The organism is Mesorhizobium sp. M5C.F.Ca.ET.164.01.1.1, from assembly GCF_004792125.1.
GTDB lineage: Bacteria > Pseudomonadota > Alphaproteobacteria > Rhizobiales > Rhizobiaceae > Mesorhizobium > Mesorhizobium wenxiniae.
On record NZ_SRTG01000002.1, the window covers coordinates 90,922 to 103,577 of the forward strand.

Genomic DNA, 12,656 nt, shown 5'->3' on the forward strand with positions numbered 1-12,656 from the left:
GCATGAGCTTCTTCCCCGGAAACGACCCTCTGCCCGGTGACGCCTTCGCCAGCGACCAGATCGAACTGATGGTCATTCCGAACGCCAAGGACATTGGCGGCTTTCAGGTTCGGCGTGCGTTGCCGACCGCCAGGCGCCGGCTGGTCGGTCCCTTCATCTTCTTCGACCGCATGGGTCCGGCGATTTTGCGGGCCGGCCAGGCGCTCGATGTCCGTCCGCATCCCCATATCGGCCTGTCGACGGTGACTTACCTGTTCGACGGCAAGATCAGGCATCGCGATTCGCTCGGCACCGAAATGGTAATCCAGCCCGGTGACGTGAATTTGATGACCGCCGGCCGCGGTATCGTCCATTCCGAGCGTACGCCACAGGAGCTGCGCGGGGCGCCGATGTCGGTTTCCGGCCTGCAGACATGGCTGGCGCTGCCCGACGATAAGGAGGAGGTCGACCCGATCTTCGAGAATACGGCGGCCATGCGTCTGCCCGAAATCGACGCCGAAGGCGTCAGCGGGCGCGTCGTCATCGGCGCCTTTTCCGGGCTGCGGTCTCCGGTCGTGACCGCTTCGGACACGCTCTATGCAGACGTCAGCCTGGCGCCCGGGGCCAGCGTGAAAATCCCTGCCGATGCCGAGGAGCGCGCCATCTATACGTTGGAAGGCGAGGTTTCGATCTCCGGCGACCGCTTTCCGGCAGAGCGGCTGCTGGTGTTCCGGCCCGGCGACGAGATCGTCGTGTCCTCGGAAAGTGGAGCGCATTTCATGCTGTTCGGCGGCGCCTCGCTCGGCTCAAAGCGCTACATCTGGTGGAATTTCGTGTCATCGTCGAAGGAACGCATCGAACAGGCGAAAGAAGAGTGGAAGACAGGCCGCTTCGATATCGTTCCTGGAGATGAAGAAGAGTTCATTCCGCTGCCGGACAATTAGAGCGCCGCGCGTCCTTTTGGATGCGTTAAGGAAACCCTAACACTTTGAATCTACGCCGCGTCACTCGCACGCATTTACATTCGCCGGCCAGCGGCCTATTTCGCACGTGGATAAAAAGCAGGCCCTACCACCAGTGAACGCAAAGCTCCATACGCCACTTCTCGACAAGGTCCGCATCCCGGCCGACCTCAGGACGCTTGACGAACGTGATCTGCCGCAGTTGGCATCGGAGCTTCGCACCGAGTTGATCGACGCCGTGTCCCACACCGGCGGACATCTCGGTGCTGGCCTTGGCGTGGTCGAACTGACGGTGGCATTGCACTATGTCTTCAACACGCCAGACGACCGGCTGATCTGGGATGTCGGTCACCAGGCCTATCCGCACAAGATCCTGACCGGCCGCCGCGACCGTATCCGCACGCTGCGGCAAGAGGGCGGCCTGTCCGGTTTCACCCAGCGCGCCGAGAGCGAATACGATCCGTTCGGCGCCGCCCACTCCTCGACCTCTATTTCCGCCGGCCTCGGCATGGCAATGGCACGCGATCTCTCCGGTGGCCGTAACAATGTCATTGCCGTTATCGGCGACGGCGCCATGTCGGCCGGCATGGCCTATGAGGCGATGAACAATGCTGGCGCGCTCGATGCCCGTCTGATCGTCATCCTCAACGACAACGACATGTCGATCGCTCCGCCGACTGGCGCAATGAGTGCCTATCTGGCCCGCCTTGCGTCGGGCAAGGCCTATCTGGGCTTGCGCGATTTCGGCAAGAAGCTGACGTCCTATCTCGGCGAACGCGCAGATCGCGCCATCAAGCGGGCGGTCGAGCATGCGCGCGGCTACGTCACCGGCGGCACGCTGTTCGAGGAAATGGGTTTCTATCACATCGGCCCGATCGACGGTCATAATCTCGAGCACCTGATCCCGGTGCTGAAGAACGTCCGCGACAATGCCGACGGCCCGGTGCTGATCCATGTCGTAACCCAGAAGGGCAAGGGCTATGGACCGGCCGAGGCGGCCGCCGACAAATATCACGGCGTCAACAAATTTGACGTCATCACCGGCGCGCAGGCTAAGGCGCCGGCCAACGCGCCGAGCTACACGAAGGTCTTTGCCGAAAGCCTGATCCAGGAAGCCCGCGAAGATGATCGCATCGTCGCCATCACCGCCGCCATGCCGAACGGCACCGGCCTCGACCTCTTTGGCGAGGCGTTCCCGTCGAGGACCTTCGATGTGGGTATCGCCGAGCAACATGCGGTGACTTTTGCCGCCGGCCTTGCCACGGAAGGCTTCAAACCTTTCGCTGCGATCTATTCGACCTTCCTGCAGCGCGCCTACGACCAGGTCGTTCATGACGTCGCGATCCAAAAACTGCCGGTGCGCTTTCCGATCGATCGCGCCGGCTTCGTCGGTGCCGATGGGGCGACCCATTGCGGCGCCTTCGATACGACTTTTTTGGCGACGCTGCCCGGTTTCGTCGTCATGGCCGCGGCGGACGAGGCGGAACTGCGCCACATGGTGCGCACGGCGGCAAGCTATGATGAAGGCCCCATTGCCTTCCGCTACCCGCGCGGCAACGGTGTCGGCGTCGACCTGCCGGAGCGTGGCTCGGTTCTCGAAATCGGCAAGGGCCGTATCGTCAGGGAGGGCACCAAGGTTGCGCTGCTTTCCTTCGGCACGCGGTTGCAGGATTGCCTGGCTGCGGCCGAGGAGCTCGGCGCGGCAGGGCTTTCCACCACGGTCGCCGATGCTCGTTTCGCCAAGCCGCTCGACGAGGACCTGATCAGGCGGCTGGCGCGCTCGCACGAGGTGCTGGTGACGGTGGAAGAGGGCGCGGTCGGCGGCTTCGCCAGCCATGTGCTGCAATTCCTGGCCCATGACGGGCTGCTGGAAAACGGCCTGAAGGTACGCCCGCTTGTGTTGCCCGACGCATTCACAGATCACGCCAAGCCCGAAAAGATGTATGCCGACGCCGGGCTGGACGCCGCAGGCATCGTGCGCACCGTCTTCGTGGCGCTGGGACGCACCGCCAGCGCGCAAAGCGCCTGAATCAAAATCTCAACGGCTTGCATTGCCGAGGTTGCGACCAAGCTTCGGATTGGAGATATCGTCGAAACGATCGCGGAAACGGAAGCTGACGCCGATATGGTGGTGATCGGCAAGCGTGGCGAAGGCGCCGATTTCGCAAAACTGCATCTGGGCTCGAACCTTGAGCGCATCGCCCGCTCGAGCTGTAAGCCCATCTTCGTCGCATCGCGGGCGTTGATGCCCATCGAGAGCTTCCTGATTGCCTTCGACGGCGGCACGAGCAGCATGAAGGCGGTTGACCACGTCGCTCGAAGCCGGTTGTTCGCGGGCCTGTCCTGCCGGCTTCTGATGGTCGCGCAAGACACGCCGGAAGCCCAAAAGCGGCTTCAGGATGCCGGTTCGGTCCTTCCGGCCCGGTGGCTATTCCGTCAAAGCCGAGATCGTTCCATGGCAACCCGACGCTGTCATCGCCGGTACGGTCGAAGACGAAGGGATAGACCTCTTGGGAGCATACGGGCACTCGCGCATCCGTAGTTTCGTCATCGGCTCTACGACAACTGAGATGATACGGTCGTGCAAAGTGCCGGTGATTCTTTTCCGCTAGAACGCGCGCTGCCGAGCGGCGGGCGAAAGCGCAGAATAGGTTCAGCTTGATGGACGGCGCGGATGTTGCCCGTCTTCTTGTAGATTTGTGATGCCCTGGTCCGTCTCATCGAGTGTTCCATATCGCTTGGAAGCAGGCGTTGAGTTCAGGATCACTCCTCGCCAGCGTGCCTTCGAGGAACGGCGTTCATGATGGCCTCCGCCAGTTCTTCGAGGACGGAAGTATCGCCTTTCGATGCGGCAAATAGCCTGAACTGCGCTTCTGGCAACTCTGGCAGGCCGTAGCTTTCGGGTACCCTGACCAGGCCGTTTCTCAGCTGACTGACGATCATCGGCGCTACAGCGAAGCCTGAGATGGCAGCCGCCCTCAGGCTGGCGTTGCTGGCGCAGATCATCACCGTGCGCTGGCTGATCCCGGCCTTGGCAAGCCGTTCAAGAGCAACTTCCCTGTAGGGGCAAGGTTCCGGCAACACAGCCAACGGCAGCGGGTCCGGAAGATCCACGCCGGTATGATCCGCCCATGCCCAGACAAGGGGCTCGCGCCACAGGAGGCGCCCCATCTCCCCACCCTCACATTGTGATCCGAGCACCAGTTCGATATTGCCCTCCTTCATCTTCGAGAGCAGCGCACCCGGAATCCCGACTTGCACCTCGACCTGCAAACCGGGGCGATCAGCGCCGAACGCCTGCAAGGCGCGAAGGATGGGGACCTGTGCGAAGTCTTCCGAGAGGCCGACGCGAACCCTGCCGTGAAAGGGTGCCTGCGCCAGATCGGCCAAAGCATCCCGGTTAAGGGCGAGCATCGCCCGGGCATAGCCGAGCAGGCGCTCGCCATCGGGCGTCACGTCCAGTGAGCGCGTCGTTCTGTTGAGTAACGGCTTTCCGACCTGCTCTTCGAGACGGCGCAGGTGCCCACTGACAGCCGACTGCGTAAGGTTCAGTCGCGCTGCTGCCCGACTGAAGCCGCCTTCATCGAACACGGCGACGAACGTCTTGAGCAGGACCAACTCCATCATATATTCTGACCCATGATGAATATGGTCGATATTCTCAATTTCTATATCGAATTAAAATATGGCGCAATGCGGTTCGTCACAATAAGCAAGGATGATCCATGACCAAGCTGCTGCATATCGTTTCCTCGCCCCGCAAAGAGTGTTCCGCCTCGCGTGAGGTCGCCGAGGCCTTTGTTCAAAGCTACCGTGCTCGGCGACCCGACCTGGAGATTTCAACGCTCGACCTATGGGATGTCGACCTGCCGGAATTCGGTGAGGACGCGATGTTGGCCAAATATGCCGGGCTCAGCGGCACGCCGCTTACCCCTTCTCAGCAGCAGGCATGGGCCACATTGCAAGAATTGGCGCAGCAACTGCACTGGGCGGATATTCTCCTGCTGTCGACGCCCCTGTGGAATTTCAGCATTCCCTACAGGCTCAAGCACTTCATCGACCTGGTATCGCAGAAGGACATCCTTTTCTCGTTCGATCCTGAACACGGGTTCGGAGGACTGCTCCGGGATAAGATCGCAGTGGTCGTCTATGCGCGAGGTCTCGACTATGCGGCGCAGTCCATCACTCCGGCGCAGCGCTTCGATTATCAAAAACCCTATATACAAGCGTGGTTGCGCTTCATTGGTATCGAAGATGTCCGCAGTCTGATCATCCAGAAGACCCTCTTCGGACCCGATATCGACCATGCGGCTCGCCAGGATGCACGGGAGGCCGCGTCACGGCTGGCGGAAGACCTACTGTCGCGGACGACAGAGGCAATTGCGTGATTATGAAGCGCTTGCTGCGGACAAGAAGGGCGGCTCTGGAGACTCGAAGCTCGCCTTATGTTGGATCGAGCCGGTCGGCGCAAGGGGTCGTCTTCGGCCCTTCTGCACCGGTACTGAATGTCGGCTTTTTCCGCTAAAGCGCGTCGCATTTGAACGGATTCTTGCGACGCTCTTAAAGTTTGTTTTACGCATGCGTCGTCGCAAAACCGCTACGCACCCTCGGTTCAAGCCCGAGGGCATGTTTTTGCGCGGCATGCATTAGAACCACATGTCGCGCACGCAGCGACCATCGCGCGGCAGGTCCTCGAACGTGAGGAGGCCATCGAAATGGTCGATTGGCAAGTCGACGACGGTGTCAGGCGGCGCAAGCCTCACATTGACGGCGATCCGAGTGCGACCGGCGGCACTGGCGCGCAAACCACGCCAGGCCAGCACACAGGCGCATGTCGGACAGCATATCGTTCCCGACATTGTGCCGGACCCGGTGCGATATTCAACAGATTGTGGCGCGGCGCTGATGCGCTCGCAGCTTTCGCAAGATGTTCGTTGTTTTTCCTCAATATCCTTGCCTACATGACAGGCTTTCGCCATGAAGGCCGATGAACTCCCATTTGCCAGCCAGCCCACGCCAGCGGCTCGACGAACTTCTCGTCGCGCGCGGCCTGTTTCCCAGCCGCTCTCGCGCCCGCGACGCGATCGAGCGCGGTACGGTGACGGCCGATGGCGTCATTGCCCGCAAGCCCGGCCAGACCGTCCTGGCTGATTGCCTCATAGCAGTCGATGATCCGGCGCTGGGTTACGTGTCGCGTGCTGCGCTGAAGCTGATCGCCGGGCTCGATCATTTCGGTCTCGATCCCGCCGGCAGCGAAGCGCTGGACGTCGGCGCCTCGACCGGAGGCTTCACACAGGTCTTGCTTGAACGCGGCGCGGCACATGTCACGGCGATCGATGTCGGGCATGGCCAGATACATCCGGATATCGCTGGCGATCCGCGTGTGACGGTGATCGAGGGATTGAACGCCCGTGATCTTTCCGCCGCCGATCTTGCCGATCGGATTCCGGATTTTATCGTCTCCGATGTCAGCTTCATCTCGTTGAAACTGGCGTTGCCGCCGGCGCTCGCCATTGCCAGCAGCGGCGCCAGAGCAATATTCCTGGTCAAGCCGCAATTCGAGGCGGGCCGCGAGGCGATCGGTAAGGGCGGGTTGCTGAAAGACCCATACGATGCCGCGCGGGTGGCCGGCCTGCTGCAGGATTGGCTGGACGGCGTCCCCGGCTGGCGCTCGCTGGGATTGCATCTGTCGCCGATCGAAGGCGGCGATGGCAACCGCGAGTTCCTGCTCGCCGGGATCAAGGACGCCGGAGTCGAGAGTAAGGGGATCGGAGGCCGATGAACGGGCGCTTCACGATCACAAGGCTGGGCTCCCAGGGCGACGGTGTCGCCGAGACCGAAACCGGCGAGCTTTTCATTCCGTTCACGCTGCCCGGTGAAACCGTCACCGCCGCGCGCGAAAGGGACCGTGCCACGCTGATGGCGGTGCTGGAAGCGTCGCCGCTTCGTATCGATCCCGCCTGCCGACATTTCACCGAATGCGGCGGCTGCGCCATCCAGAATCTTGAGGCCGAAGCTTATCATCAGTGGAAGCGCGACAAGGTTGCGCATGCGCTCAACAGCAAGGGCATCGCCAGTGACGTTGAAGCGCTGGTGCCGTGCGCGCCGCAGACGCGTCGACGCGTCGTGTTCACCGCCCGACGGAGCGAGGCCGGCATGCTGCTCGGCTTTGTTCGCGCGCTGTCGTCCGAAATCATTTCCATCGAGGAATGCCCGATCTCGCTACCCGAGATCGTCGCAAAGCTCGACCGTCTGAAAGCACTCGCCGAATTGGTTTGCGCAACGACGAAATCGTTCCGCATGACGGTCACGGTGACCGGTTCCGGCCTCGATGTCGCGGTTAACGAGTCCGGCAAGCTTGGTGAGAACCAACGCCGCGTCGCCTCCAACTTCGTCATCGCTCAGGGATTGGCCAGGCTTTCGATCGATGGCGAGACCATCATCGAGCCCAAGAAGCCGGTTGTCATGTTCGGCAACGTCGCTGTCGAGGTGCCGCCGGGCGCTTTCCTGCAGGCCACCGCGGCCGCCGAGCAGGCGATGGCGGACATCGTCGGCCGGCACCTTGCGCGCGCCAAAAAGGTCGCCGATCTCTTCGCCGGTTGCGGCAGCTTTGCGCTACGCCTTGCCGCGGAGTCGGAAGTCCATGCGGTGGAAGGCGATGCGGCAGCGCTTTCGGCGCTCGACCGGGCGTTCCGTTTCGCCAGCGGTCTGAAACGAGTGACCAGCGAACGCCGCGACCTGTTCCGGCGGCCGCTTACATTCCAGGAACTGAATGCCTTCGATGGCATCGTCTTCGATCCACCCCGCGCCGGCGCCGAGGACCAGTCGAAGCAGATTGCCCGTTCCGACGTGCCGCTTGTCGCTGCGGTTTCCTGCAATCCGGTGACGCTGGCGCGCGACCTGCGCATCCTCATCGACGGCGGCTATGCGCTGAAAAGAGTGACGCCGATCGACCAGTTCCTGTGGTCACCGCATGTCGAAGCCGTCGCGCTTTTGGAGAAGCCGAAACGACGGCGGTAACAGGTTTGCATTTGTTTGAGCTTGAATTGCGCGTAAAATGAGCATATTTTTATCGCACGCTGTTCAAAATATGCTAGGAAGCTATCATGAATGCCGCAGCTCTCGAAATTCGAGCATCGCGCTTTGGCGAGGAACGGACGCCATTTCTTTCGGCAAGACGGGTGGCTGAATTGCTGGGCGTCAATCTGACCGAACTGGCGGGCCTGATCGGCGTAGCGCGCAACACGCTTGCCGCCAAGACCGGCGCGCGCAAGGTCGATGCCGCATTGAGTCCGATTGTCCGTATCCTGGCGATGGCAGGCGAGATGGCCGGTGATGAACAGCGTGCGGCGATTTGGTTCAAACATCAGCCGATCCCCGGCTGGGCGGGAAAGACCGCCTACGATCTCGTTAGAGAGGGCAAGACGGACAAGGTGCTTGCCTATCTGGAGGCAGTCCGCTCCGGCATCTATGCCTGAAAACAGACTCAGCCTATGGCGTGCCTTCGTGCCGCGTTGGGCGCATTTGCCGCTTTCCGGCGAAGGAGCGGCCCGCTTTGGCGGGCGCTGGAATCCGGTGGGCAGTCCGACCATCTATGCTGCGCGGGAATTGTCCACCGCTTGGGCGGAGTACAACCAGGGTTTTGTCCAGCATCCGGCGCTGATTGCGCAGCTCGAACTTTCAGGCGCGCGGCTGGCCGACCTGACGGACGCTGATGTGCTGACCAAGCTCGGCGAGACGGCGGACATTCACCGATGTGAATGGCGCGACATCATGGATCAAGGCCTGGTGCCTGAGACACATACGCTGAGAGATCGCCTGATTGGCGATGGGCAGCACGGTGTGATCTACCCGTCCATCATGTCGCCGGGCGGAACATGCGTCGCACTCTGGCGATGGAACGAGAGCAACGCACCCCGTCTGAAGGTCATTGATCCCGACCATCGCTTGCCGAAAACGCCGGCTTCATGGCTTTAGGGTTGTTCGAACCGGCCGCGCCGCCGCGAGCACACCAGCGTCCATTTCTTTCAGCGTCTTCGGCTTGCCGCTATGAGGCAGCGACGCAAATACGTCCTCGGACCGCGTTGCGGCAAAGGCCGGCGCAGACCTCAGCAGGACGCCTTCCGGAGTGTCCTCGACCAGAAGGCGTGTGCCGGCTCCCCATTGCCTCCGCTTGCGGATCGCGCTGGGCAGGGTGACCTGCCCCTTGGTCGAGACAGTGGTTACGAGCCTTTCCGGGTTAGCCATAGCGGTGCATCCTCTGAATGTAAGACAAAACCAGCAGCAGCTTCTATCAAACCCTTGTGCCGCCGACCGTCATCTGGTTCATCCTGAGATGCGGCTGGCCGACGCCGACTGGCACGCCCTGGCCGGCCTTGCCGCACATGCCGATGCCGGTGTCGAGCTTCATGTCGTTGCCGATCATCGAAACGCGGTGCATGGCGTCAGGCCCATTGCCGATCAGCATTGCGCCCTTGATCGGCTGCGTCACCTTGCCATTTTCAATCATATAGGCCTCAGTGCAGCCAAACACGAACTTGCCCGAGGTGATGTCGACCTGACCGCCGCCGAAGGAAACGGCATAGATGCCGTTCTTGACCGACGCGATGATTTCGCCCGGCTCCATGTCGCCTGAGGTCATGTAGGTGTTGGTCATGCGCGGCATCGGCTGGTGTGCATAGCCTTCGCGCCGCCCGTTGCCGGTGGCCTTCATGCCCATCAGCCGGGAGTTCTGGCGATCCTGCATATAGCCGACAAGCTTGCCGTCTTCGATCAGCACGTTGCGGGCCGAAGGTGTTCCTTCATCATCGACGGTCAGCGAGCCGCGCCGCTCGGGCATGGTGCCGTCGTCGACGACAGTGACACCCTTCGCGGCCACCCGCTGGCCCATCAGCCCGGCGAAAGCCGATGTTTTCTTGCGGTTGAAGTCGCCTTCCAGCCCGTGGCCGACGGCCTCGTGCAGCATGACGCCCGGCCAACCGCTGGACAGGACAATGTCGAATGTGCCGGCGGGCGCGGGGATTGCTTCGAGATTGACCAGCGCTTGCCGCAGCGCCTCCTTGGCCGCGTGCTTCCAACTCTCCTCGACCAGAAATTCGCCAAACGCCTTGCGCCCGCCCATGCCGTAGGAGCCGCTCTCCTGGCGGTCGCCATTGCCGACCACCACCGACACGTTGATCCTGACCAGCGGGCGGATGTCGCGCACCACCTGGCCGTCGGCGCGCACGATCTCGACATGTTGCCAGGAGGCGGCGAGCGAGGCCGTCACCTGTCGCACGCGCGGATCCTCGGCTCGCAGCCACGCATCGATTTCCTGAAGGAGCTTGGCCTTCGCCTCGAAGGAGGGCGCCGGGATCGGGTTCTCGTCGCCGTAGAGGTGACGGTTGGTGCGGGCGGGCGCCGCGGCAAGCGTGCCGGAATAGCCGCCCTTCACCGTTGAGACCGCGTCGGCTGCGCGCAGCAGCGATGCTTCCGAAAGATCGCTGGAATGCGCGTAGCCACTCGCTTCGCCCGCGACGGCGCGCAGACCAAAGCCTTGATCTGTGTTGAAGTTGGCGGTCTTCAGCCGCCCGTTGTCGAACATCAGCGCTTCGCTTTCGCTGTATTCTAGGAATAGCTCGCCGTCGTCGGCGCCTTTGATGGTCTCGGCGACGATCTGTTTGATGCGATCGTCGGAAATGTCGAATTGGCCGATCAGGCTGTTCATGGCAGGTCCGTCCGTGGAAAGAGATTGTCCTCACGATGTAGGCGCGAAGGTGCGCCCAGACAATTGGCGAGGACCATTGTCATCGCCAAAGGCCAGTCACAATCGCTTTTCCTCTGTAGGATCTTGGGTTCTGACCGGTTCTCAAGGCAGGGCGGCGAACCCGTCGGCGAAACCCTTGAGCTCGACTGGGATGCCGATGCCTTCCTCCGGCGTCTGGAAGACGATGAAGGTGGCTGACGTTCCGGTCTTCAGCGTGTCGAGCAGCGGCTTTTCGAGAATGACCTCGGCATAGCAGCCGTCCTGGAAGCAGCGCACGAAATAGGCCCGGCCGATGTCCTTGCCATCGACATTGAGGCCGAGCCCGTTGGGCAGCAGCACGCCGAGCGGCGCCAGCACGCGCAGGATTTCAGCCTTGTTGTCGGCGGTGCGCAGCACGACGACGGAAAGCCCCATCTCGGGACGGTCCTCGGCGACGACGTTCTGCATCATCACGCATTGTTCTGATGTGGCGCCGGCCGGAGTGTCGCAGATGATCGACCATGCGCCATGCGTCGACCGCACCTTGCCGCTTGGCTGCGCAGCATTGGCCTGGCCGATGCCAGACAAGCCAACGCCAGATAGGCCAAAGCTAGACACGGCAGCGAGAAGAATGACCTTCGCCAAGCTTCTCGAAAGCCCAAGTCTCGAAAGCCCACGTCTCCAAAGCCCAAGTCTCCAAAGCCAAGAGTTCATGACGGCTCCATTGCGAATCACGGCACTTTAAGCCGCGCCAAGGGCAAGTAAAGGATGAGACCACTGCCGGCCGGCCTCGACCAAGGCAATTGTGCGCTTTTCCGTGCCAAATTCGCCCGAATTGCGACAGCCCGGCGCATTTTGCCAGGACAGTCCGCCGCTCGGGCTTCCGCGATCCGCCACCGCCGCGGCCGCCGCCAAAATGCGCAGCCGCGCTTGCGCGCAAAAATGCCGCACGGTTTCCTCCGCTCCTTTCTTGCGGAGGCAAATAGAGTATGGTTTGAACCAGCCTCGGGACTGTCCGGGATTCCCGTCCCGGCGTTGTTCGATATGCTTGCGGTCCGATCGCGAGGAACTGGGAGATAATGACGGCAATGAGAAAATTCCTAGCAGGCGCCAAACTCCTAGCGAGCGCTTGGGCTGCCGCCACATTGTTCACCGGCGCATCCGCCCATGCGGCCCAGCCTGCGCCGTGGGAAATGACCTTCCAGCCCGCCGCCACCGACATGATGCGGCAGATCGCCTGGTTCGAGCAATACACGCTGTGGTTCATCGTGCCCATCACCCTCTTCGTGCTCGCTCTTATCGCCTATTGCATCTTGAAATTCCGTGCCAGCGTCAACTCGATCCCGTCGCGCACCAGCCATAACACGCTGATCGAGGTGATCTGGACGGTTGGGCCGGTCGTCGTGCTGCTCTGTCTCGCCATTCCTTCGTTTCAGCTCCTGACCGCGCAATACACACCGCCGGAAGAAGCCAAGCTGACCATTAAAGCGACCGGCAACCAGTGGAACTGGGACTACGAATACCAGACCGAAAACACGCTTTCCTTCAACTCCGCGATCCTGGTGGATTCTGACCGCGCGGCGGCCGGCAAGGAGGATCGCGCCGTTTATCCGCGCCTGCTCGCCGTCGACAACGAGATGGTGGTGCCGGTCAACACCATGACCCGGGTGCTGGTGACGGCGGCGGACGTGATCCACGCCTTTGCCATGCCATCCTTCGGCATCAAGACCGACGCGGTTCCGGGCCGCATCAACGAGGTCTGGTTCAAGGCGGAAAAGGAAGGCCTCTATTACGGCCAGTGTTCGGAGCTCTGCGGCAAGGACCACGCCTTCATGCCGATCGCGATCCGCGTCGTCTCCGACGCCCAGTACAAGACCTGGCTGGCGGCAGCCGGCACCGACCTTCCCGGCGCCAACAAGGCGCTGATGGCCGAGGTCGACAGCAAAGACAAGGTAGCGGCCGCCGGCAACTGATGCCGCGACCAGAAAAGA

General features: G+C 61.9%; 14 protein-coding genes and 1 pseudogene. 10 read left to right on the top strand and 5 right to left on the bottom strand.

The genetic code is table 11. From position 1 onward, the window contains the following. Positions 1-2 precede the first annotated feature (2 nt). From EN807_RS17240 to EN807_RS37655, 4 genes and pseudogenes are all read left to right on the top strand, one after another. A complete protein-coding gene (locus EN807_RS17240; RefSeq protein WP_135935971.1) occupies positions 3-923 on the top strand; it encodes a pirin family protein in 921 nt (306 codons plus the stop codon). 133 nt (positions 924-1,056) lie between these two features. Next, complete coding sequence (gene dxs / locus EN807_RS17245) at positions 1,057-2,970, top strand: 1-deoxy-D-xylulose-5-phosphate synthase (protein WP_135935972.1); 1,914 nt, start codon at positions 1,057-1,059, stop codon at positions 2,968-2,970. A gap of 69 nt (positions 2,971-3,039) precedes the next feature. After that, positions 3,040-3,111, top strand: a pseudogene (locus EN807_RS37650) (hypothetical protein); the annotation flags it as partial. Between the two features lie 229 nt (positions 3,112-3,340). Continuing rightward, complete coding sequence (locus EN807_RS37655; RefSeq protein WP_348640245.1) at positions 3,341-3,553, top strand: universal stress protein; 213 nt, start codon at positions 3,341-3,343, stop codon at positions 3,551-3,553. Between the two features lie 151 nt (positions 3,554-3,704). Here EN807_RS37655 and EN807_RS17260 read toward each other — a convergent pair whose 3' ends face one another. Then, positions 3,705-4,568 carry a LysR family transcriptional regulator gene (locus tag EN807_RS17260; protein WP_135935973.1) on the bottom strand — a complete coding sequence of 288 codons (864 nt, stop codon included), beginning with the start codon at positions 4,566-4,568 and terminating at the stop codon, positions 3,705-3,707. A gap of 98 nt (positions 4,569-4,666) precedes the next feature. On the opposite strand from EN807_RS17260, the gene EN807_RS17265 reads away from it, so the two are divergent. Next, entirely contained in the window at positions 4,667-5,329 is a 663-nt protein-coding gene (locus tag EN807_RS17265) for an NAD(P)H-dependent oxidoreductase (RefSeq protein WP_135935974.1), read from the top strand. 258 nt (positions 5,330-5,587) lie between these two features. Here EN807_RS17265 and EN807_RS37660 read toward each other — a convergent pair whose 3' ends face one another. Then, the gene (locus tag EN807_RS37660) at positions 5,588-5,920 is read right to left on the bottom strand and encodes a hypothetical protein (RefSeq protein WP_348640246.1); all 333 of its coding nucleotides are present in this window, start codon (positions 5,918-5,920) and stop codon (positions 5,588-5,590) included. 8 nt (positions 5,921-5,928) lie between these two features. Between EN807_RS37660 and EN807_RS17275 the strand changes: the two genes are divergently transcribed. From EN807_RS17275 to EN807_RS17290, 4 genes are all read left to right on the top strand, one after another. Further along, positions 5,929-6,723: a TlyA family RNA methyltransferase gene (locus EN807_RS17275; RefSeq protein ID WP_135935975.1), complete on the top strand. Its 795-nt coding sequence runs from the start codon at positions 5,929-5,931 to the stop codon at positions 6,721-6,723. After that, the gene (locus tag EN807_RS17280; protein ID WP_135935976.1) at positions 6,720-7,961 is read left to right on the top strand and encodes a class I SAM-dependent RNA methyltransferase; all 1,242 of its coding nucleotides are present in this window, start codon (positions 6,720-6,722) and stop codon (positions 7,959-7,961) included. The genes EN807_RS17275 and EN807_RS17280 overlap by 4 nt, the downstream gene beginning before the upstream one ends. Before the next feature lie 86 nt (positions 7,962-8,047). Beyond that, complete coding sequence (locus EN807_RS17285) at positions 8,048-8,419, top strand: antitoxin Xre/MbcA/ParS toxin-binding domain-containing protein (protein WP_029355607.1); 372 nt, start codon at positions 8,048-8,050, stop codon at positions 8,417-8,419. Then, positions 8,412-8,918 carry an RES domain-containing protein gene (locus EN807_RS17290; protein WP_135935977.1) on the top strand — a complete coding sequence of 169 codons (507 nt, stop codon included), beginning with the start codon at positions 8,412-8,414 and terminating at the stop codon, positions 8,916-8,918. The genes EN807_RS17285 and EN807_RS17290 overlap by 8 nt, the downstream gene beginning before the upstream one ends. Here the strand turns inward: EN807_RS17290 and EN807_RS17295 are convergent. The 3 genes from EN807_RS17295 to EN807_RS17305 all read right to left on the bottom strand — a co-directional run bounded on the left by EN807_RS17295 (position 8,907) and on the right by EN807_RS17305 (position 11,379). Beyond that, positions 8,907-9,188: an AbrB/MazE/SpoVT family DNA-binding domain-containing protein gene (locus tag EN807_RS17295; protein ID WP_135935978.1), complete on the bottom strand. Its 282-nt coding sequence runs from the start codon at positions 9,186-9,188 to the stop codon at positions 8,907-8,909. The genes EN807_RS17290 and EN807_RS17295 overlap by 12 nt on opposite strands. A 46-nt stretch (positions 9,189-9,234) precedes the next feature. Further along, the gene (tldD, locus tag EN807_RS17300; RefSeq protein WP_135935979.1) at positions 9,235-10,647 is read right to left on the bottom strand and encodes a metalloprotease TldD; all 1,413 of its coding nucleotides are present in this window, start codon (positions 10,645-10,647) and stop codon (positions 9,235-9,237) included. Positions 10,648-10,788: 141 nt separating this feature from the next. Continuing rightward, complete coding sequence (locus EN807_RS17305; RefSeq protein ID WP_135935980.1) at positions 10,789-11,379, bottom strand: invasion associated locus B family protein; 591 nt, start codon at positions 11,377-11,379, stop codon at positions 10,789-10,791. 374 nt (positions 11,380-11,753) lie between these two features. Between EN807_RS17305 and coxB the strand changes: the two genes are divergently transcribed. Next, positions 11,754-12,638: a cytochrome c oxidase subunit II gene (gene coxB / locus EN807_RS17310; RefSeq protein ID WP_135935981.1), complete on the top strand. Its 885-nt coding sequence runs from the start codon at positions 11,754-11,756 to the stop codon at positions 12,636-12,638. The last annotated feature ends 18 nt before the right edge of the window (positions 12,639-12,656 follow it).